The sequence below is a fragment of the Novosphingobium sp. genome, from assembly GCF_027489515.1.
Lineage (GTDB): Bacteria > Pseudomonadota > Alphaproteobacteria > Sphingomonadales > Sphingomonadaceae > Novosphingobium.
Map to the genome: position 1 here is coordinate 41207 of NZ_JAIXZS010000035.1, position 24290 is coordinate 65496.

A 24290-nucleotide genomic window follows, 5' to 3' on the forward strand; every position below is an offset into this window, starting at 1 on the left:
ATCCACTGCCATGGAAAAGAAGCTGCGTGCCGAACTCGTCAAGATGGCCGTCATCATGGCGGTCCTCATCGGGCTCGGCATCTATGCCCACGAATTCGTCATCGATGGCATCAAGGCCAAGATGGCGCTCAACCTCTCGATCTTCGCCATCTTCGGGGTCGCGGCGGGCATCGCCTTCCGCAACGTTCTTTCGCTGCGCAACGAGGTCGTCGCCTTGCGCGCGCTCCAGGTCGATTACGGCGAGCGAGCCAAGCGTCCGCGCGATCCCTATGCGCAGCCGGCGGTGGTCTTCTCCGAACCCGAGCTCCTCGGCCAGGGCTACCGCCTGATCGCCGAGGAGCTCGGCAAGCAGGACAATCTCGAGATCGGCGCGGACACCGTCCAGACGCTGCTCCATGATGTCGACCAGCGCATCAATGATCGCAAGTCGACGATCCTCTACTTCTCCGGCCTGATGGTCTTCCTCGGCCTGCTCGGCGCGTTCATGGGCCTGATGAAAACGGTCCACTCGGTCTCTGATCTGATCGGCGCGATGGACTTGTCTGGCGCGGCCGGGGCGGACAGCTTCGGCAAGATGATCGAGGGCATGAAGGCCCCCTTGAACGGCATGTCGGTCGGCTTCTCCTCGTCGCTGTTCGGCCTGATGACCTCGATGGTCCTTGGCGCGCTCGAACGCTGCATGACGAGCGCGATGAAGACGCTGCGCAATGAATTCGAGCACTGGCTGTCAAACCTTGCGCAACTCGAATCCGGCCAGAGCGAAGCCGTCGCCAGCCCCAGCCGCGATTTCGGCTCGGTGCGCCGCGCGATCGAGGCGGGCGCGGCCGAACTCGCCGAGCTGCGCGCCGCCATCATCGGCCTTGCCCACGGCGCGGAGGCCAGCCGGGCCGAGATCGTCGGGCTCGCGGGTGCCGTCGGTGCCCTCTCCGACGTGGTCGCCGATCTGTCCGACCCGCGCCGGATCCTGCGCCCGGTGGCCGATGCCGTCGCGGAGCTTGCGCACAACCAGTCCGCCATGCTGGCCCAGATCACCACGCTGCACGAGGATGCCGCGGCAGACCGCGCGCATATCCGCGCAACGCTCGCCGCGCTCGGCGTCCTTGCCGAACGGTCGGCAGTGCTTGATGGCGACGAGATCCACCGCCAGCTGGATAACCTGATCACGCTGTCGGGCGAGGCGCAGCAGCTTCCGCGCGTCTCGCCCGAGCTGCGTGAGACCGCGTCCGACGCGCCGCCCTCCCTGATGGCCCGCCTCGCGGCCTCGCTCGGGCTTTCGCCGCGCAGCCCCGCGCGCCGCCAGCTTGTCGAAGCCCGGCGCCTGCGCCGCGAAGTGCACGCAGGCCTTGCGGCCAATCGCCGCGCAATGCGCGAACTCGGCGCACGGCTCGATCGGCGGCTGGAGCGGCTTGCGGTTGCCGAGGCGCATCACCGCGATGCCATCGCCCGGCTCGCCATGCGCAGCGCCGAGCATCGCGCCTCGTTTGAAACCTTTGCCGCTGCCTTCGAGGCGGGCAGCCCCTCCGAAGCTGATGCCATCGCGCTGGGCGATGCGCGCACCCAGATGGACCGGCTGCGCCGCCGTCTCGGCATGCGCTTCGAAGATCCTGCGCCGGAGCAGCCCGCCAGCGCTATAATCCCGTCCACCCCCCAGCGCGGAGCCTTGTGATGGCGCTGCATTTTCACCCGTTCGGACGCCGCCCGGTGTTCTCGCGCGCCGATGAGCGCCACGCTTGCCGGATCGATGGCGAGATCGTGCTGACCGAGAAGATGGTGAGCTACGAGGGCCGCCTCATCAACCTGTCGCGCGGCGGCGCGATGTTCCGCCCGCGCCTGGCCTATCTGATGAACCGCCGCGGCGATGCGGTGCAGGTCCAGGTCGCGGGCCTCGCGCTCCCGGGCGAGATCGTGGCGACATCACCGCTCGGCTTCGGCGTCCGCTTCGAGACGCCGCTTACCGAAGGCGAGCTTGCGCATCTGCTCGCCCACCACACGGCAGAAATCGAGCCTGCCTGACTAAGCTGCCTGACCCCTGCGTCCGTCCCGGCAGGCGCCAAAGGGCTATCCCCTAGGGTCTGCTTGCGCGGCCATTAACCATGTTGGCCGCACACCGGGTCGCGATCGAAAAGGTCATGAAGGAAGCCAAGGTGCCGCATCTCCTTGCCCATCCGCCGCTCACGGCGCTCGCTGCCGCCCTTATGGCCGGCGGATCGCTTGCGGTCTCCGCGGCCGGCGCGGCAGAGCCTGCGGTGGCGCCGGAGGGCGTGCCGCATGCGCCGCCGCTGGCCTATGCCCTCGAAGGGCTCGAGGGAGGCGACTTCGTCACAGTGGCCGGCGTGGGGCCGGGTCATGCGTCCTCTCGGCTGCCAGCTCGTACCGAACCTGCCGCTGAACAGCCCCAACCCCCGCCAGCGCCCCCGCCGGCACCCCCGCCGATGCTGGAAGCGCAGCCGGTGATCCGGCTCGTGCTGGCTCGGCCGCTGCTCCCGGCTCCGTTCGCGCCCGCCATACTCAGCGATCTTGTCCCGCCGCTACCGGTTGCGGCGCTCGCCGCACCGCGCGCCCCGGTGCTGCCACAAGGCCCCATGCCCGATGGCTCGACCCTTGCTGCCAATATGGCGCCTGCGCCCGAGTTTCCCGCTGCCGCAGCGAATGAGACCTCCGGCGTCGAGCCTTCTGTCGCCGAGACCACTGTGGCCGAACTCCCCGCGCTCGATCCCGCGCAGCCAGCCGTGCTCTCCCGCCTCGATGGCCCCGGCCCGCTCCCCGCGCTGCGCCCGCTTGCCGAACTGGTCAGTCCTGCAGAACCGGCCCGCGCACCTGCACCGATGCCTGCATCTGCAACGCCCGATCCCGCCGCCATCGATGCAGAGGAGCCCGCTGCTCCGGCTGCGCCTGCCAACCCGGCCGAGACGGAATCGCTCACCGATGCGATCGTCGCCTCTTTGCGCGGCAACCCGGAAATCCAGATCTCGCTCGCCCAGCAGGACGACGCCCGCTACGGCGTCGACGAGGCGCGCGCCAACTACCTCCCCCGCGTCGACGTGACAGGCGCCTGGGGCCGCGAGTTCGCGCGCAACATTCCGCAGGCTCCCACCCAGCGCTTCCGCAGCGAGGCGACGATCGCGCTCAACCAGAACCTGTGGGACTTCGGCGTCACCATCAACGACATCAAGCGCGCGCGGGCCAGCTACCGCTCGGCGCAATGGGGCACGCGCGAGCGGATCGAGGCGATTTCCTACGATATCGCCAATGCCTATCTCGGCGTGCTGCTCCAGCAGAAGCTCGTCACGCTGGCGGATGCTGAGATCGCCTCGGTGCGCAAGATCCTGCGCATCGTCACCGTCCAGAAGGACCTCGGCCTCACCACCCCCGCCGATGTCGAGCGCGCGCAGACCCGGCTCGACAACGTGCGATCGCAGCTGCTGGATCGGCAAAGCGCGCTCGAACAGGCACGCAATGCCTACAAGCGCCTCACCGATCACATGCCGCTGCCCGCCGCCGAAGTGCCCGCCGCCGGCGCAGCGCTGCCCGAAAGCGCCGATGTCGCGGTCGATCTCATCGACACGCGCAGCCCGCGCCTCGCGCAGGCGGTCGAGGATCGCCGTTCGCTCGACAAGCAGTATGATAGCCAGGCCGATACTGCGCTGCCGCGTCTCGGTCTCACCATCGCCAGCGATTACCGGCAGGACGTGCTCGGCTCGACCGGGCGCGCGGTCGATGCGCGGGCCATGGTGACGTTCTCCTACCGGCTCTACAACGGCGGTGCCGCCACCGCGACCAAGCGCCGCATCGGCGCGCGGCTGCGCCAGGCCGATTACGAACTGGATCGCCGCCGCCGCGAGGTGGAGCAGGACATCCGCATCGATTACGCCAGTCTCGGCGCCGCGCGCGAGAAGATCGCCACGATCGAAGCGGAAATCACCTCGGCCGAGCGCGTTGCCGATCTCTACAAGCAGCAGTTCCGCGGCGGGCGGCGCACGGTGTTCGATCTGCTCGATGCCGAACAGCTGCTCTTCGCCGCGCGCGCGAAGCAGGCCGCCAATCTCATCGCGCTCCGCGCTGCCGAATACCGCGTGCTGCAGAAGCTTGGCGGCCTGTTCGATCTCGTCAGCGGCGGCCAGCCGCTGCCCGAACTCGCGCAGCCCGCGCCCGGGAGTGACGACTGAGCCCGCACGCATACGGGAAATCCCGGAGGCTCGCCCAGCCCAAGCCCTAATTTCGCGGCGCTAGGATCGGGCGCCCAGCATTCGAGGTCCTATGGTCAACAAGGTTCGCGCCAAATCGGGTTCCACCGGCAAGCTCAGGGGGGGCAAGGCCTCCGCCGGTCTTGCGCCCGATGCCAAGGGGCCAGCCTCTGGCGAGGGCACGGACGCGGTCGTCCACAAGCAGGACATCGGCGCCGCAAAAGTCGTCCAGCTCGATGCCGACGACAAGGCGCGGCTCGGCATCAAGTACGCCCCGTTCAAGGTCGAGATCGCTGACGTCGACGTCGTGCTCGTCTTCAACGACCGTTCGCGCATCATCATTCCGGGCATGGCGCTTGCCGCGTTCTCGGGCCGCAAGCCGGTCATCCTGTTCGCCGACAAGGAGTTCTCGGCAGATCAGGCCGTCGGCATGGTCGGCGAGATCACGCCGCAGAACCCCGGCCTCGAACTGCATCTCAGCAGCGCCGATGCGACGAAGCCTGCGGAAGCGGCCAAGCCGCCCGCGGCGGTCCAGCCCGAGGATTCGGCGCAGGCCCAGGCCGAGGCCGCGGCCAAGGAGGAAAAGCAGCACAAGTCCGACGAGACCGGCAAGGCGCTGACCGAGAAGATCAGCGATTCGCAGCCGCAGAGCCCCTCGACGCCGGGCGTCCAGTCCCCCCGCGCCGCTGATCCCGCGCCCGACGATGCGCTGGGGCCCGCAGGGATCGGCAAGCTCGTCCCCAAGCTGACCTTCGAGCTGTTCAACAGCGAAGGCGTCACCCGCAGCACCGAGAATGGCGAGACGGTGATCAAGGGCGATACCGGCGGACCGGATTCCTCGAAGAACAGCGGCTTCCGCGCCCAATCAGCGCCGGAAAGCATCGACGGCACTTCGGGCAGCGATGTGATCTTCGCCGACGATCCCGCCCACGCACCGCAGGGCAATAGCTTTCGCGTGCTGAATGTCGTCGCCGAAGTGCCCGCCAAGGGGCTCGACCTGCTCGAAGTCCTGATCCCGTCGCTTCCGGCGGGCTACGGCATCGTCAACGGCACGCTCACCGAGAAGGGCTGGCTGGTCTCGGTCGATCAGGCCAAGATCACCAAGCTGACGACGACCGTCGACGAGACGGGCAAGACCGTCCCCGTCCCCGCGAGCCAGTCGCACTTCTCTTTCGAGCTCGAGCTTACCTACAAGCTGCCTCCCACCGCCACCGCGGCCGGGGACAACGGCTTCAAGGACGAGTTCTATCTTCCCGTGCTGCTCGGCCTCTCGTCCGATGGCAAGACCTCGACCTTCGCGGTCTCGGTCTCGACGCATTTCGGCATCAGGGACGTGACCGACGAGGCCGGGATGACGGTGAAGGATCCCGTCACCGGCGAGCCGATCTACGTCCTCTTCTCCAATCCGCCCGGCACCAATATCTCGGCCGGGGCGGGAGATGATCATATCCATGCCGGCGCAGGGGCAGACCGCATCGATGGCGGCACCGGCTTCGATTTCGCCGACTATCACCTCTCGGGCGAAGGCGTCGATGCGAACCTCGGTAGCGGCAAGGGCAAGGGCGGCGCCGCGGAAGGCGATAGCTACGTCAGCGTCGAGGGCCTGATCGGCTCCGATTTCGACGACCGCCTGACCGGTGATGGTGGCGACAACACGCTGATTGGCGGCAAGGGCGCGGATGTGCTCGATGGCGGCGCGGGCACCGATACGGTGGACTACACGCATGCGCTCGATGGCGCGCCCGTGGGCACAGAGGGCATCGAGGTGTTCCTCGACGGTGCCCCGGCGCGCGGAGGCGAGGCCGAGGGCGACCGGCTCACCAGCGTCGAGCATGTCATCGCCACGGACCGTGATGATACGATCCATGGCGGCGCGGCCGGCGAATGGATCGAGGCCGGGGCGGGCGATGACCGCCTGATCTCGAGCGCCGGCGCAGATCGCTTCGATGGCGGCGCGGGCACCGATACGCTCGACTACAGCGGCGCGGCCAGCGGCGTCGATGCCCGGCTGGACGGCACCGCCGGCAAGGGCGGCGATGCAGCAGGCGATACGGCGACTGGCGTCGAGAACCTGATCGGCTCCGCGTACGATGACGTGCTCACCGGCGACGGCGGCGACAACCGCATCACCGGCGGCGCCGGTGCTGACCGTATCGACGGCGCGGGCGGCGTCGATACGGTCGATTTCAGCACCAGCGATGTCGCGGTCGAAGTCTATCTCGATGGCCGCACCAGCCGCGGCGGCGAGGCGGAAGGCGATACCTACGCCAATATCGAAATCCTGAACGGCAGCGCCTTTGGCGATCGCCTTGTCGGTGGACGCGGCGAGGAAACCCTCTCCGGCGGCGCGGGCGACGATGTGCTCGAAGGCGGCTTCGGCGCCGATGCGCTCGATGGCGGTGCGGGCCTCGATATCGCGAGCTATGCGGGCTCGGCCGCCGCTGTGCAGGTCGCGCTCGATGGCTCGCTGCGCGATGGCGGCGATGCGGTGGGCGATGTGTTCACCAGCATCGAAGGCCTCGAAGGCTCGTCTTTTGGCGATACGCTGCTCGGCTCGGCTGGCGGCGATGTGCTGCGCGGCCTCGGCGGCGATGACCTCCTCGCCGGCCTCGGCGGCGCCGACGCGCTCGAGGGCGGCGCGGGCTTTGACACCGCGGACTACAGCGGCTCGCGCTTTGGCGTGACAGTGCGCCTCGATGGCACGCTTTCCGAAGGCGGCGATGCCGATGGCGATCGGCTGACCGGCATCGAGAAGGTCGTCGGCAGCGCGCACGATGATATCTTGCTCGGCGCCGGGGCGGTTGAAACGCTGTCCGGCGGCGATGGTGACGACAGCCTCGCGGGCGGCGCGGGCGCGGATACGTTGATCGGCGGCGGCGGGATCGATACAGCCGATTACACCGGCTCGGGCGCGGGCGTCACCGTTTCGCTCGATGGGACGGCAGGCCGGGGCGGCGATGCGGCAGGCGATGTCCTGCGCGGGATCGAAACGCTGGCCGGTTCGGCCTTTGCCGATCGCCTCGGCGGCGATGCGGGCGACAATGTGCTGCAAGGCGGGGCAGGCGACGACACCCTCACCGGCGATTTCGGGGCCGATACCCTTGCCGGCGGCGATGGCTTCGATACGGCAGACTATGCCTCCGCAGGCGGCGCGGTCACCGTGCGGCTCGATGGCAATGCCTCCTCCGGTGACATTGCCGAGGGCGATCGGCTCTCGGGCATCGAACGCCTCGTCGGCGGCGCTTACGCCGATACCCTGATCGGCGACAGCGCGGACAATACGCTCGAAGGCGGCGCGGGCGATGATACCCTGCGCGGCGGGCTCGGCGCGGACGCCCTCGTCGGCGGGAGCGGCGCGGACACGGCCGACTACAGCGATTCCGCAGCAGCGGTGCAGATTGATCTCGCGGCGGGCACCGGGCTTGGCGGCAGCGCGGCCGGCGATACCTTCCGCGGGATCGAGAACCTCACTGGCTCGGACCAGGCCGACCGCCTGAGCGGCGATGCCGGTGCCAATCGCCTTTCCGGCGGCTCTGGCGACGACGTGCTGGCCGGCGGCGGTGGCGCGGATCTGCTGCAGGGCGGTGAGGGGCTCGACACCGCAGACTACAGCGGCTCGCGCGCCGCGGTCGCTGTCGCGCTCGATGGCTCGGCGGGGAGCGGCGGCGATGCCGCGGGCGACCAGCTCCAGGGCATCGAGGCCCTCACCGGCTCGGCCTTTGCCGACCGGCTTTCCGGCAATGAAGGCACCAACACGCTGGACGGCGGTGCGGGCAACGACGTGCTCACCGGGCTTGGCGGGGCGGACCGGCTGGTCGGCGGCGCCGGGTTCGACACGGCGGACTACAGCCTCAGCGCGACCGGCGTCGTCGTCGGCACCGATGGCGCGGTCGGCCTCGGCGGCGATGCGCAGGGCGACACGCTCACCGGCATCGAACGCGTCCTCGGCTCGGCCTTCGACGACCGCCTGTCCGGCGGAACGGACGCCGATACGCTCGATGGCGGCGCGGGCAACGACCGGCTCGACGGCGGCGCAGGCGCGGATCGGCTGATCGGCGGCCTCGGCACCGATATTGCCGATTATGCCCGCTCCGAAGCCGGGGTGAACGCCGGCCTTGATGGCGGTGCCAACACCGGCGGCGATGCCGAGGGCGATACCTACAGCGGCGTCGAAGGCATCTCCGGCTCGGCTTTCGGCGATACCCTGCGCGGTTCCGCCGATGCCGACGTGCTGCTTGGCCAGGGCGGCAACGACACGCTCTTCGGCAGCGCCGGGGCCGACGTGCTCGATGGCGGTGCCGGATCGGATAGCGCCGATTACAGCGCCAGCGATGCCGGCGTGCGCATTGATCTCTCGCTCGGCAGTGCCAGCGGCGGCGATGCCGAAGGAGACACGCTGGCCGGGCTCGAAGGCGTGATCGGCTCGGACTTTGCCGATAGCCTCGATGGGTCTGCTGCCAGCGAACGGCTGATCGGCGGCGGCGGCGACGATATCATCGAAGGCCGCGGCGGCGCGGACGTCCTCGACGGCGGTGACGGTATCGATACCGTCAGCTACGAGGACAGCCGCACCGGAATCTCGCTGACCCTCGATGGCACGGCGGGCGAAAGCGGCGATGCCGAAGGCGATTCGGTCACAGGCTTCGAACATGTCGTGGGCTCGGACTACAACGACCGCATCACTGGCGTCGGCGCGGCGGAAATTTTCGAAGGCGGCGGCGGTGATGACCGCCTGTCCGGCGCGGGCGGCAATGACACCCTGATCGGCGATACCGGCGACGATGTCCTGAACGGCGGCGCGGGGGCGGACACGCTCGAAGGCGGGCTCGGCTTCGATACGGCGGCCTATGACGGCTCGGCGGCCGCCATCACCATCGATCTCGGCGCGGGCAGCGGCGCGGGCGGGGATGCGCAAGGCGATCGGCTCTCCGGCATCGAAAGCGTGCTCGGATCGGCCTTCGATGATCGGCTCACCGGCGGAGCGGCGGCGGAGCGGCTCAGCGGCGGCGACGGTGACGATGTGCTGAGCGGTGCGGCGGGCGATGACACCTTGCTCGGCGGCGCGGGCGACGACGTGATCGATGGCGGCAGCGGCGCCGATGCGATCGATGGCGGCGCAGGCCACGACCGCGTGGACTACAGCCTCTCGGGCTCCGGCGTCAGCGTCTATCTCGATGGCGTCACCGGCTTCGGCGGCACCGCTACCGGCGATACGCTGGCAAGCATCGAGGACGTGACGGGCAGCGGCTACGACGACATGCTGAGCGGCGCCGGCGCAGATGAGACGCTGCGCGGCGGCGGCGGCAATGACCTTCTCGCCGGGCGCGCCGGCGCGGACCTGCTTGATGGCGGCGCGGGCTTCGATACCGCCGATTACGGCACGTCGGCTGCGGGCGTGACGGTCGATCTGGCAACCGGCACCGGCACCGGCGGCGATGCAGAGGGCGATACCCTTGTCTCGGTCGAGCGCCTGCTCGGCTCTTCGGGCGCCGACACCCTGTCTGGCGCCGACGGCGAGGAAACCATAGAAGGCGGTGCGGGCGACGATGCGCTCTCCGGGCGCGCCGGGGCGGACACCCTCCTTGGCGGCGCCGGCAACGATAGCCTTTATGGCGGTGAAGGCGCGGACACGCTCGATGGCGGCAGCGGGTTCGATACCGTCGACTACTCGGCCTCGTCTGAAGCCATTGTCGCGGGGCTGGGCGGCAGCATCGGCATCGGCGGCGATGCGCAGGGCGATACGCTTACCGGGATCGAGCGCCTTGTCGGTTCGGCTTTCGGCGACCGCCTGCTCGGCAGCCTCAACGACGATATGCTCGAAGGCGGCGCGGGCGATGACACGCTCATTGGCGGCGAGGGCAACGACACGCTGCGGGGCGGTGCTGGCAACGATACGCTGGATGGTGGCGCGGGCGCGGACCGCATCGACGGCGGCGAGGGGCTCGACACGGTCGACTACGGCAGCTCGGCCGCAGCTGTCACCGTTCGGCTCGATGGCACGGTCAGCACCGGCGGCGATGCCGATGGCGACCAGCTCCTCGGCATCGAAAACCTCACCGGCTCGGCCTATGACGATACGCTGATCGGCGATGCGGCAGCCGAGACGATTTCCGGCGGCGCGGGCGACGATACCATCCAGGGCGGTGCGGGCGATGATCGCCTGCTCGGTGGTAGCGGCGACGATGCGCTATCGGGCGGCCTCGGCGCAGACGTGATCGACGGCGGCTCGGGCATCAACACCGCAAGCTATGCCAGTGCTGCCGCCGGGGTCAGCATCGACCTTTCCGGCGCGGTCGGCACCGCGGGCGAGGCAACAGGCGATACGCTTGCCAATATCCAGCGCCTCGTCGGCTCGGCCTTTGCCGATACGCTCGGCGGCGGGGCCGGCAGCGAGACGATCCTTGCCGGCGCGGGCGACGATGCCTTGCGCGGCAGTGTCGGGGCCGATGTGCTCGATGGCGGCAGCGGCACCGATCTGGTGGATTACAGCACCAGCGACGGCGCGGTCACGGTTGCGCTCGATGGCTCGATCGGGATCGGCGGCGATGCAGCAGGCGATCAGCTCAGTCGCATCGAAGGCGTGATCGGCTCCTCGCTCGACGACCGGTTGAGCGGCAGTGCCACCGCCAACGTCCTCGGCGGCGGCGCAGGCAACGATACGCTCGCGGGGGGGGGTGGCGACGACACCTTGCTCGGCGGGGCTGGCAACGATCTCCTCGATGGCGGCGCGGGGTCGGACCTCATCGACGGCGGCGAAGGCGCCGATACCGTCGACTATGCGGATTCGAGCTCGGGAGTCTCGGTCTCGGTCGATGGCTCGGTGTCCACCGGCGGCGCCGCCGAAGGCGACCGGCTGGTCGGTGTCGAGAACCTCATCGGCTCGGCCTTCGCCGATACCCTGCGCGGCACGGCGGCCGATGACAGTCTCGTCGGCGGGGCAGGCGACGATGTCCTCGCCGGGCGCGGCGGGGCAGACCAGCTCGTCGGCGGTGCCGGCTACGATACCGCAGACTACGGCGATGCCGCAGCCGCCGTCACCGTGTCGCTCGCAAGCGGTCTCGGCACCGCGGGCGATGCGGCGGGCGACCGGCTCGAAAGCATCGAGCGCCTGCTCGGCTCGTCCTTCGCCGATAGCCTCACCGGCTCCTCGCAGGCCGATACGCTCGACGGCGGCGCCGGCAACGATGTGCTGTCCGGACTTGGCGGCGACGATATCATCCTCGGCGGCGCGGGCGACGACATGATCGATGGCGGCGCGGGTGCCGATGCCATCGACGGCGGGCTTGGCCGCGATACGGTCGACTATTCGGCCTCACTGGTCGGAGTCACCGTCACGCTTGCCGGGGGCACCAGTGCAAGCGGCCTTGCCGAAGGCGACGTGCTCACCGGCATCGAGGAAGTGATCGGCTCAGCCGATGACGACGCCATCACCGGCGGCGCAGCAGACGAGACACTGCGCGGCGGCGCGGGCGATGACATCTTGCGCGGCGGTGCAGGCGCCGATCTGCTCGATGGCGGCGCGGGCACCGATACGGCCGACTATTCGCGCGCGGCCGCCGGCATCGCGCTCAGCCTGGTGACGGGCGGTAGCGGCGGCGAGGCGGCAGGCGACAGTTTCGCTGGTATCGAGATCGTCGAGGGCAGCGCCTTTGCCGATACCATCGCAGGCTCGGACAGCGATGATACCTTGCGCGGGCGCGGCGGCGGAGACCGGCTCGATGGCGGGCTCGGCGCCGATCTGCTCGATGGCGGCGCCGGCAGCGATACCCTGCGCGGCGGCGCGGGGGCAGACATGCTGCTGGGGGGGGCCGGGTCCGATACGGCGGATTACTCGACCTCCGCTGCCGGGATCGCGATTAACCTCGATGGCTCGCTTTCGGCCGGAGGGGATGCGCAGGGCGATACGCTGTCTTCGATCGAAAACGCGATCGGTTCGGCCTTCGACGATGCGATTACCGGCACCTCGCAGGGCGAAACGCTGGACGGCGGCGCCGGCAACGATGTGCTCTCCGGCCAGGGCGGCAGCGATACGCTGCTCGGCGGCGCGGGTGATGATCGGCTCACCGGCGGCATCGGCGCCGACCGGCTCGATGGCGGCCTCGGTTTCGATACGGCAAGCTACGCCGATTCCGCTGCCGGGGTCACGGTGCGGCTTGATGGCGGCCCGGCATCGGGCGGCGATGCCGAGGGCGATGTGCTCACCGGCATCGAAGGCGTGATCGGCTCGGCGCAGAACGACACGATCATCGGCGGCACGGCGGACGACCGGCTCGATGGCGGTGCGGGTGACGATGCGCTCACTGGCGGTGCGGGCGACGATATCCTGCTCGGCGGCAGCGGCGACGATGTGATCGTCGGCGGGCTCGGCGCCGACCAGATCGATGGCGGCACCGGCAGCAACACCGCCAGTTATTCAGGCGCAGCCGCGGGCGTCGCGGTCGATCTCTCGGGCGCGGCGGGCACCGGCGGCGAGGCGGCGGGCGATACGCTCACCGGAATTGCGCGCCTGATCGGCTCGGCCTTCGCCGATACCCTCGGCGGCGGCGATGGTGCGGAAACGATCCTCGGCGGCGCGGGCGATGACATGCTGCTCGGCAGCGCGGGCAACGATCTGCTCGATGGCGGCAGCGGGTCCGATACCGTCAGCTACGCCGGCTCGGGCAGCGCGGTCACCGCCTATCTCGATGGCCGCGCCGGCAGCGGCGGTGATGGCGCAGGCGATGTGCTCACCGCCATCGAAGGCCTTGTCGGTTCGGCCTTCGATGATCAGCTCAGCGGCAGCGACAACGCCGACCTGCTCGATGGGGGCACCGGCAACGATACCCTGCGCGGCGGCGGCGGCAGCGATACGCTGACAGGTGGCGCTGGCAACGACGTGATTGTCGGCGGCGATGGCGCCGATGCGATCGATGGCGGGCTCGGCGCCGATACGGCGAGCTATGCCGACGCAACCAGCGCGGTGACCGTTTCGCTCGATGGTAGCGCCGGCAGCGGCGGCGCTGCAGGCGATACGCTGACGGGCATCGAAATCCTGATCGGCACCGGTTTCGACGACCGGCTCGGCGGCGGCGCAGCGAGCGAGACGATCCGCGCGGGCGATGGCAACGATACCCTGCTCGGCAGCCTAGGCAGCGATGCGCTGGTCGGCGGCGATGGTACCGACAGCGCGGACTATTCGGGTTCGACGGCCGCGATCAACGCCGGGCTCGATGGGCGCAGCGGCAGCGGCGGTTTTGCCGAAGGCGATCGCCTCACCGCGATCGAGCGCCTCGTCGGCTCGGGCTTCGGCGATACGCTCGCCGGCGGCACCGGCAGCGAAACGCTCGATGGCGGTGCGGGGGATGATACGCTTACCGGCTCCATCGGCGCGGACACGCTGATCGGCGGCAGCGGTTTCGACACCGCGGATTATTCGGCCTCCACCGGCGGCGTGACGGTCGCCACCGATGGTGCCGCCGGCGGCAGCGGCGATGCGGCTGGCGATACGCTCAGCGGGATCGAACGCGTGGTCGGCTCGGCGCTCGCCGATACGCTCGGCGGCAGCACGGGTGCAGACACGCTCGAAGGTGGGGCCGGGGGCGATACGCTGACGGGCGGCGCGGGCAACGATACCCTGCTCGGCGGCGCGGGCGACGACGCGATCACTGGCGGCACTGGTGCTGATACCATTGATGGTGGCACCGGCATCGACCGGCTGAGCTATGCGGCATCCACCGCGGGCATCCAGCTCAATCTCGTCACCGGCGCGGGTCTCGGCGGCGATGCTGCGGGCGATCGGGTTAGCGGGATCGAGCAGGTCGATGGGTCCGACTTTGCCGATACGATCACCGGCAGCGGGGCGGACGAGGTGCTTTCGGGGGGGGCGGGCAACGACACGCTCGCCGGCGGTGCGGGCAGCGATATGCTCTCCGGCGGCCTTGGCAACGATGCGCTCAGCGGCGGGGCCGGGGCGGACCAGCTCGACGGCGGCACCGGATTCGATACTGCCGACTACAGCGCCAGCACGGGCGCGGTGCAGATCACGCTCGATGGCTCGACCGCGACCGGCGGCGATGCCGAGGGCGACAGCCTGACTGGCATCGAGCGCGTCGTCGGCTCGGCCTTCGGCGATACGATCATTGGCGGTTCGGCCGCCGAAACACTCGAGGGCGGCGCCGGGAACGACACGCTCACCGGCAGCGGCGGCGGTGATACCCTGCTGGGCGGCGCGGGCGACGATCTCCTGCGCGGCGGCACGGGCGCGGACGTGCTCACCGGCGGCGACGGGTTCGATACCGCCGATTACGGAGCGTCCGATGCGGCGGTGCAGATCGTCCTTGATGGCTCGGCGGCACAGGGCGGTGATGCCGCCGGAGACGTTCTGTCCGCGATCGAGCGCGTCAACGGCTCTGCCTTCGATGATACGATCACCGGTAGCGCGGGTGCGGAAACGCTGTCCGGCAGCGCGGGTGACGATACGCTGACCGGCCTTGCCGGGGGCGATACACTGTCTGGCGGATCGGGCGACGATACCCTCGATGGCGGCGCGGGCGCAGACCGCATCGATGGCGGCAGCGGGCTCGACACAGTGACTTACGCGGCCTCGTCGGCAGCGGTCGCCGCGTCGCTTGGCGGCATCGCCGGCAGCGGCGGCGATGCCGCGGGCGATACGATCAGCAATGTCGAGGTGCTGCGCGGCTCGGCCTTCGGCGATACGCTGACCGGTCGTAGCGGGGCGGACACGCTGCTGGGCGATGCGGGCGATGATACGCTCGTCGGCACGGCCGGATCCGATACGCTCGACGGCGGAGACGGCTTCGATACCGCTGATTATTCTGCCTCCGCCGGCGGCGTCACCGTCAATCTCGATGGCACGGTTTCCTCGGGCGGCGATGCGGCGGGCGACAGCCTTACCGCGATCGAGCGCGTGGTTGGCTCGGCCCAGGCCGATGCCCTGCGCGGCGCCGATGGCAACGATACGCTCGAGGGCGGCGGTGGCAACGATGCGCTGAGCGGCGGCGTGGGCGCAGACCGCCTGCTCGGCCAGGCGGGAGACGACACGCTGGTCGGCGGGCTCGGTGCCGACGTGCTCGATGGCGGGCTCGGCAGCGATACAATCGACTATTCAGGCTCGGCAGCCGGGGTCAACGCCGGGCTCGACGGCGCGGCCAACACCGGCGGCGATGCGGCAGGCGACACGATCACCGGCGCCGAAGTGCTGATCGGCACCGCATTCGCCGATACGCTGCGCGGCGGCGCATCCGCAGATACCCTGCTGGGCGGCGCAGGCGACGACACGCTGCGCGCCAGCGCCGGCGCCGACGTGCTCGATGGCGGCAGCGGCTTTGACAACGCAGACTATTCGGCGAGCAGCGCCGGGGTCACCATCAATCTCGGCGCCGGCACGGGCACCGGCGGCGATGCGGCGGGCGATACGCTGACGGGGATCGAGCAGGTCACCGGCTCCGCGCAGGCTGACCGGCTCACTGGCAGCAACAATGCAGATGTCCTCCTCGGTGGCGGCGGAGACGACGTGCTCGCGGGCGGCCTCGGCGACGATGCGCTGAACGGCGGCAGCGGCAACGATACGTTGACTGGCGGCGCGGGCAGCGATCTGCTCGATGGCGGCGCCGGAACCGATACGGCAGACTATTCGGCATCGATCCAGGCCGTGCGCGTCGCACTCGATGGCAGCGCCAGCGCGGGCGGCGATGCCGATGGCGATACGCTGGCCGGGATCGAGATCGTGATCGGCTCGGCGCAGGGCGACAGGCTGATCGGCGCCGCCGCCAACGAGACGCTGCAGGGCGGCGCGGGCGATGACACCCTGATCGGGGCGGGCGGCGCCGATGCGCTGATCGGCGGCGATGGCTTCGACACGGCAGACTATTCGGCCGCCACCGCCCGCATCGCCGTCGCGCTCGATGGCAGCGCGGGCACCGCGGGCGATGCCACCGGCGATACCCTCACCACGATCGAGCAGCTGATCGGCACCGGGTTCGACGATACGCTCGGCGGCTCGGCCGGGGATGACACGATCCTCGGCGGCAGCGGCGCGGATACGCTGAGCGGCGCAGCCGGTAACGATACGCTCACCGGTGGCACGGGCGACGATACGCTGATCGGCGGTGCCGGGGCCGATGCGCTCGACGGCGGCATCGGCTTCGATACCGCAAGCTATGCGGCCTCGGCCAGCGCGGTCACGGTCACGCTCGGCGGCCCGGCGGGCAGTCGCGGCGATGCGGCAGGCGATACGCTGGTCAACATCGAGCAGCTGATCGGGTCGGCCTTCGACGACCGCCTCACCGGCGCTGCCGCGAACGAGATCCTGCGCGCCGGCGCGGGCAACGATACGGTCAGCGGCGGCGACGGCGATGACCAGCTTTTCGGCGAAGCCGGCGACGACACCCTTGTCGGCGGCACCGGCGCCGACATTCTCGATGGCGGCAGCGGCAGCGATACCGTGTCCTATGCCACCTCGCTCAGCGCGGTCACGGTCAATCTCGATGGCCGCACATCGGTCGGCGGCGATGCCGACGGCGACGTGATCGCCAATGTCGAGCGCGTGATCGGCTCGGGCTTCGATGACGTGTTCACCGGCTCCGCCAATGGCGAGCAGATCGAGGGCGGTGCGGGTGACGATCTGTTCGGCGCCAGCGCCGGGGCCGATGTGCTGACCGGCGGCGCCGGGTTCGATACCGCAGACTACAGCGCGGGCGGCGCTGCCGTCACCGTGCGCATGGACGGGGCGGTCTCGTCCGGTGGGCTTGCCGAAGGCGATGTGCTCGCCGGCGTGGAGCGGGTGATCGGCACCGCCTTTGCCGATAGCGTCACGGGCTCGACCGGCGCCGACACAATCCTGGGGCAGGACGGCAACGACACGCTGTCGGGCGGTGCGGGGGCGGACAGCCTCTCCGGCGGCACCGGCGACGATACCCTGATCGGCGGCGCCGGGGCGGATAGCCTCGATGGCGGCGCCGGGTTCGACAGCGCCGACTATTCGGGCGCAGGCTCGGCCGTCTCCGTGCGCATGGACGGCGTCTCCGGCACGCTCGGTGATGGCCTCGGCGAGGTCCTCACCGGCATCGAGCGTCTCGTGGGTTCGGCGCTTGCCGACAGCCTGCTCGGCTCGGCCGGCGCCGATACGATCGAAGGCGGCGCGGGCGACGATCTGGTTCAGGGCGCAGCGGGCGACGATACGCTCTCGGGCGGTGGCGGCGACGACACGATCGAGGGCGGGCTTGGCGCGGACAGCATCGATGGCGGCGCCGGCACCGATATCGCCGATTACGCGAACTCGGCCTCCGGCGTCACGATCGCCACCAATGGCAGCACCGGCAGCGGCGGGGATGCGGCGGGCGACATGCTTGCCGGCATCGAGACCATCCGCGGCTCCGCTTATGCCGATACGCTCGGCGGCGGCACCGGCGCGGATACCTTGCTCGGCCAGTCGGGCGATGACGTGCTGGCCGGTCTCGGCGGGGCGGACGTGCTGACCGGCGGCGAAGGCTTCGATACCGCCACTTATGCAGCCTCGGCCAGCGCCGTGACGGTCGATCTCGGCGCGGGCACCGGCAGCGCTGGCGATGCCGCAGGCGATGTGCTCAGCGGGATCGAGCGGGTCGTCGGCTCCGCGCTGGCCGACCGGCTCACCGGCTCGGCGAACGCCGATGTCCTCGAAGGCGGCGGCGGCAACGATCGGCTCGATGGCGGTGCGGGGGCCGATACCCTGCTCGGCGGTGCGGGCGGCGATACGCTGATCGGCGGCACCGGCAGCGATACGCTCGACGGCGGCAGCGGTTTCGACACGGCTGATTACACCGCGAGCACCCAGGGCGTCACCGTTTACAACAACGGGATCGATCCCGGCTCGGGCGGCGCCGCCACGGGCGACGTCCTCATCGATATCGAGCGCGTGCTCGGTTCTGCCTTCGCCGATACCTTGGTCGGCGATGCCACGGCCGAGACGCTGACCGGCAACGAAGGCAACGATGTGATCGAGGGCGGCGCGGGGGCCGATACCATCGATGGCGGCGCGGGCTTCGATACTGCGTCCTATGAACACGCGGCCGCTGCGGTCACCGTCAGCCTCGCGGCGGGCGGCGGTAGTGGAGGCGGCAGCGCGGGCGAAGCGGCGGGTGACGTGCTCACCGGCATCGAGCGGCTGCTCGGTTCGGACTACGCCGATACGCTGATCGGCGGCGCGGCGGCCAACACGCTCGAAGGCGGCGCGGGGGATGATACCCTCGTCGCCGGCGCGGGCACCGATGCGCTGATTGGCGGGACCGGCAACGACACAGCCGACTATTCGGGCGCGGGCGGCGCGATCACCATCGCGCTCGATGGCAGCGCGGGCAGCGGTGATATCGCCGCGGGCGACCGGCTGACCGGTGTCGAAGGGGTGATCGGCTCGGGCTTTGCCGATACGATCACCGGCGCATTCTCCAACGATACGCTGAGCGGCGGCGGCGGGAACGACACGCTCTCCGGCGGCACCGGGGCCGATACCCTGCAGGGCGGCGCGGGCAACGATCTGCTCTCGGGTGATGGCGGCGCCGACGTACTCGATGGCGGCACCGGCATCGATACCGTCAGCTATGCGGGCTCGGTCGGCGGTGTCACCGTCGATCTTGCTGCCGGCACCGCCAGCGGAGGCGATGCGGCGGGCGATACTTACCTCGCGGTCGAGCGCTTCACCGGCTCGCGCGGCAGCGATGCCTTTATCGGTGCCGGCGCCGACGACTGGTTCGACGGGTTCGACGGCAACGACACGCTCTCCGGCGGAGCGGGCAATGACACCTTGCTCGGCGGTATCGGCGACGACACCATCGCGGGCGGCGCCGGCGCCGATACCATCGACGGCGGTGCGGGCTATGACAGCGCCGATTATTCGGGTTCGGCCGCCGCCGTCACCATCCGCACCGGCGGCACGTCCAGCGGCGGCGATGCGCAAGGCGATACGCTTGCCAACATCGAGCGCGTCAGCGGCTCCGCCTTTGCCGACCGCTTCGAAGGTCGCAGCGCAGACGAGGAATTCGTCGGCGGCGCGGGTGACGATGTCTTCATCGCCTCGGGCGGCGCCGATATCTATCGCGGCGATGCGGGCAGCGACGTGGCCGACTACTCGGCCTCCACCAGTAGCGGCATGCTTATCTACATGGACGGCGGCTTCGGCGCGACCGGCGATGCGGCGGGCGACCGCCTGTTCGATGTCGAGACAGTGATCGGCTCGGCGCAGAACGACACCGTCGTCGCCGCGGCGACCGGCTCGACGATCCAGGCGGGCGGCGGCAACGATACGCTCACCGGCGCCGATGGGGCCGATGTGCTCGATGGCGGCGATGGCGATGACACGATCGTCAGCGGGCTCGGCGCCGATCAGATCACCGGCGGGCTCGGCACTGATATCGTCGACTACCGCAATTCGAATGCGGCGGTCACCGTGACCAACAACGGTTCGGCAGGCTCGGGCGGCTGGGCTGCGGGCGATGTCCTGACCGGGGTCGAGGTGATCTACGGCTCGATCAACTATGGCGACACGCTGCGTGGCGGCACGCTGGCGGCATCCTCGCTGCTGGGCTGGGGCGGCAACGATACCTTCGTGTCGTTCGGTCAGGCCGACGCCATCGACGGCGGCACCGGCACCGATACGGTCGATTATTCGGCCAGTCTCGCGGGCGTCATCGTCCGGCTCGATGGCACAGCCTCGAACGGCGGCGACGCGGCGGGCGACACGATCACCGGCGTCGAACGCGTGATCGGCTCGGCGCTCGCCGATACGCTGATCGGCGCGGGCTTCAACGAAACGCTCAGCGGCGGCGCGGGCGATGATACGCTGGTCGGCGGCAGCGGGGCGGATACGCTCGATGGCGGCAGCGGTTTCGATACGGCGGACTATTCCTCCGCTGGCGGCGTGATCGTGCGCATGGACGGCACCGCCGGCAGCGCAGGTGAGGCCAACGGCGACGTGCTCACCGGCATCGAGCGGGTGATCGGCTCGGCGCTGTCCGACGTGATCTACGGCTCGGCCAATGCCGATACCATCGTCGGCGGCGCGGGGGACGATGTGCTCGCGCCCGGTCTCGGCGCCGATACGCTCGATGGCGGTGCGGGGATCGATACTGTGGACTACACGGGTTCGGGCAGCGCGCTCACCGTCAACCTCACCAATGCTTCACTCTCCACCGGCCTTGCCCAGGGGGATACCTACACCAACATCGAAGTCTGGTCGCTTTCGGCGCTGGGGGACACGTTCCTCGGCTCGGCCGGTGCGGAGACGGTCTACGGCAACGATGGCAACGATACACTCGATGCCGGCGCCGGGAACGATATGCTTTATGGCGGCAACGGCAATGATACCCTGATCGGTGGCGCGGGGGCCGATACGATCGACGGCGGCGCAGGCACCGATACGGTCGATTATTCCGCCTCGGGCGCGGGCATCACGATCAATCTCGGCACCGGCACCAACAACACCGGCGGCGATGCCGAGGGCGATTTCTTCACGCCCGGCACGGTCGAGAACGCGCTCGGTTCGGCCAGCGACGATACGATCACCGGCAGCGCCGGCGCGAACAGCCTCAGGGGCGGCGCGGGCGATGACGTGATCCTCGGCGGCGCCGGGGCCGACGCGCTGGATGGTGGCACCGGCACTGATACGGTGAGCTATCTCGCCGCGACCGCAGCGGTTACCGTCAACCTGCTTGCCGGCACCGGCACCGGAGGGGAGGCGCAAGGTGATACGCTCGCCGGATTCGAAAACATCCAGGGCGGCAACGGCGCCGATACGCTCACCGGCGATGGCAGTGCCAATACCGTCTGGGGCAGCTTCGGCAACGATACGATTTCCGGCGGCGGGGGCAGCGATACCCTCTTCGGCGAGGATGGCGACGATACGATCGAAGGCGGCGCCGGGGCGGATACGCTGAGCGGCGGCAGCGGCGCCAACACCCTCAGCTATGGCAATGCGGGGTCTGCCATTTCCGTCAGTCTGGCGAACGGAACCGGCACGCTGGGCGATGCGGCGGGCGATACGTTCTCCGGCTTTGCCAATATCACCGGCTCGGCCTTCAACGACATCCTCGTCGGCAGCGGTGGCGGCAATCTCATTCGCGGCGGGGCCGGCGATGATCAGATCGACGGCGCCGCCGGCAGCGACACGCTGCTGGGCGATGCTGGCAACGACACGTTCCTCGGCGGCACGGGCTTCGATTACATGGACGGCGGCGCAGGCACCGACACGGTCGACTATTCGGCGGCGGGCGGCGCAGTCACCGCCGATCTCAACAGCGGCAACGGCACCGGCGGCGATGCGCTGGGCGACAGCTACGTCGGCATCGAGAACCTCACCGGCAGTGCCTCGGGCGATACGCTGCAGGGCAATAGCGGCAACAACGTGCTCACCGGCGGCGATGGCGATGATGCGCTGATCGGGCTTGGCGGCAACGACACCATCCTGGGCGGCAACGGCAATGACCGGATTTCGGGCGGCGCCGGTGCCGATGCGCTCGATGGCGGCGCGGGCAACAATATCCTGTTCTTCGGCACCAACGCCAATTTTCCGGACAGCGTATCGGTCTCCGCCGGGGTCACCGTCAATCTCGATGGCGTGACCCTTGGCGTCGGCGGCGATGCGGCGGGCGATACCTACCGCAACTTCCAGATCATCTATCTCACCAACCAGGCCGATAGCGTGACCGGCACCACGGCGGCCGAATGGTTCCGCGGCCTTGGCGGTGCCGATGCGATCAACGGCGGCGGCGGCATCGATACGGTGAGCTATTACGGCTCCGGCGCGGTCACCGTCGGGCTCGACGGCACCGCCGGCAGCGGCGGCGAGGCCCAGGGCGATGTGCTCACCAATGTCGAGATCCTGCAGGGTACGCAGTTTGACGACCTGCTGTGGGGCGGAACCGGCAACAACACGCTCTATGGCATGGAAGGCAACGATACCCTGCGCGGCGATTCCGGCAGCGACCTGCTCGATGGCGGCAGCGGCTCGGATACCGTCAGCTATGCCGCGTCGGGCGCGGGCGTCAGCGCCAGCCTGCTGGCGGGCAGCGGCAGCGCCGGCGATGCGGCGGGCGATACCTATGTCGGGATCGAGAACCTCGCCGGTTCAGGCAGCAACGATACCCTGCTCGGCAATGGCAATGCCAACGCGCTCACCGGCGGCGCGGGCGACGATTTCCTGCGCGGCGGTGGCGGTGCCGATACGCTCACCGGCGGCAATGGCTTCGATACGGCCGACTATTCGGATTCGACCGCGGCCGTCTCTGTCTTTCTCGATGGCACCGCAGCCAACGGCGGCTTCGCCCAGGGCGATGTGCTGACCTCGATCGAGGGACTCGTCGGCTCGGACTTCAACGATACGCTGGTCGGCTCGAACTCGAACGAAACCATCAGCGGCGGCGATGGCAACGATACGATCAGCGGCTTCGTCGGCGATGACACGCTGAACGGCGACAACGGCAACGATGTCTTGAACGGCGGCACCGGGGCCGATACCGTCGATGGCGGCGCAGGCACTGATAGCATGACGTACGCCAGTTCGACTGGCGGGGTGACGGCGTGGCTCGATGGCACCGCCGGTTCGGGCAACGAGGCGACCGGTGACCGCATCACCGGTGTCGAGATCCTCATCGGCTCGGCCTTCGATGATACGCTCGGCGGCACCGCCGGCGCCGATACGCTTCAGGGCGGTAGCGGCAACGATGTGCTGGTCGGCGGCGCCGGGGCGGACGTGCTCGATGGCGGCGCGGGGTCCGACAGCGTCTCGTTCGCCAATTCCGCCACCGCGATCAGCGCCAGCTTCGCGACCGGCAGCCTCGTCGTCAGCGCCGCCGACGCGGTGGGCGACAGCTACACCTCGATCGAGGGCGTGGTCGGCTCTGCGCTCGGCGATACGCTGCGTGGCGGCGCCGGGATCGAGCTGCTCGACGGCGGCCTCGGCGACGACACGCTTTATGGCAGCACCGGCGCGGATACGATCACCGGCGGCGGCGGGTTCGATACGATCGATTACTCGGCTTCGTCTGCCGCCATCATCGTCCGGCTCGATGGCATCGCCTCGGGCGGCGGCGATGCGGCGGGCGATCTCCTCTCGGGCATCGAGCAGGTCATCGGCACCGGCCTTGCCGATACCTTCCTCGGCACTGCGGCGGACGAGACCTTCAACGGCGGCGGCGGGGATGACACCCAGACAGGCGCGGGCGGCAACGATACGCTGAACGGCGAGGACGGCAACGACCTCCTGAACGGCGGCGCGGGCAGCGATGCGCTCGATGGCGGCACAGGCAGCGATACCGCCTCCTATGCCAGCTCCGCACTCGGCGTCACCGCCAACCTTGCTGACAGCGCGTTCAACACCAACGAAGCCGCGGGCGATACCTACAACGCCATCGAGAACCTGCTTGGCTCGTCCTTCAACGATCGCCTGACCGGCGATGGCGGCGCCAACGTGCTCGATGGCGGCGCGGGCAACGACCGCCTGGCCGGCGGCGCGGGGGGCGACAGCCTGATCGGCGGGGCCGGCAACGATACGGCCGATTACACGCAGGCGGGCGGCGCGGTCGCGCTTACGCTCGGCGGGGGCGGCGCCGGCACCGGCACGGGGAGTGCGGGCGATGCGCAGGGCGATACGCTCAGCGGCATCGAAAGCGTACTGGGCTCGAGCTTCGCCGACAGCTTCACCCTCGCGCTCGGGGCCGGCTTCAGCATCGATGGTGGCGGCGGGGCGGATAGCGTGACGCTTGCGGCGAACGCGGGCGCGGTCAGCTCGGCGCAGCTGGCCAGCGTGCTCAGCCGGGTCGAGACGATCGACTTCACTGCCAGCGGCACGAACGCCAGCCTCACCATCGATGCGGGCTTCATTCAGGGCGTGGCAGGCGCGGGCAACGCCTCGCAGCTCACGCTCGATTTCAACGCGGGTGACACGCTGCAGATCGCAAACGGTGCGATCTACACCCAGAACGGGAATGACTACACGTTCTACAGCGACAGCAGCATGGCCACGACCGTGGCGCAGCTCACCGTCGTCTAGCACGCCGCCTTTTCCCGATTCGCCGGACGCGGGCGCGTCCGGCGGCTTGTCCCGCACCGAAACAGCGTCGGTATCGCGCGCAGGGC

4 protein-coding genes are annotated in these 24290 nt (G+C 69.7%); all 4 read left to right on the forward strand.

The window, feature by feature from the left end; all coding sequences use genetic code 11:
- The first annotated feature begins 10 nt into the window (after nt 1-10).
- The 4 genes from Q0082_RS06455 (at nt 11) to Q0082_RS06470 (ending at nt 24204) form a co-directional block, all read left to right on the forward strand.
- Nucleotides 11-1666 (forward strand): hypothetical protein, encoded by a 1656-nt coding sequence (locus tag Q0082_RS06455; RefSeq protein WP_298190997.1) that lies wholly within the window; start codon nt 11-13, stop codon nt 1664-1666.
- Entirely contained in the window at nt 1666-2013 is a 348-nt protein-coding gene (locus Q0082_RS06460; RefSeq protein ID WP_298190999.1) for a PilZ domain-containing protein, read from the forward strand. The genes Q0082_RS06455 and Q0082_RS06460 overlap by 1 nt, the downstream gene beginning before the upstream one ends.
- Before the next feature lie 80 nt (nt 2014-2093).
- The gene (locus tag Q0082_RS06465; protein ID WP_298191001.1) at nt 2094-4166 is read left to right on the forward strand and encodes a TolC family outer membrane protein; all 2073 of its coding nucleotides are present in this window, start codon (nt 2094-2096) and stop codon (nt 4164-4166) included.
- A gap of 91 nt (nt 4167-4257) precedes the next feature.
- A complete protein-coding gene (locus Q0082_RS06470) occupies nt 4258-24204 on the forward strand; it encodes a hypothetical protein (RefSeq protein WP_298191003.1) in 19947 nt (6648 codons plus the stop codon).
- Nucleotides 24205-24290 lie beyond the last annotated feature (86 nt).

Coding starts and splice junctions, on each gene's coding strand:
- Q0082_RS06455 (WP_298190997.1), top strand. CDS start 11: ATGGAAAAGAAGCTGCGTGCCGAACTCGTCAAGATGGCCGTCATCATG.
- Q0082_RS06465 (WP_298191001.1), top strand. CDS start 2,094: ATGTTGGCCGCACACCGGGTCGCGATCGAAAAGGTCATGAAGGAAGCC.
- Q0082_RS06460 (WP_298190999.1), top strand. CDS start 1,666: ATGGCGCTGCATTTTCACCCGTTCGGACGCCGCCCGGTGTTCTCGCGC.
- Q0082_RS06470 (WP_298191003.1), top strand. CDS start 4,258: ATGGTCAACAAGGTTCGCGCCAAATCGGGTTCCACCGGCAAGCTCAGG.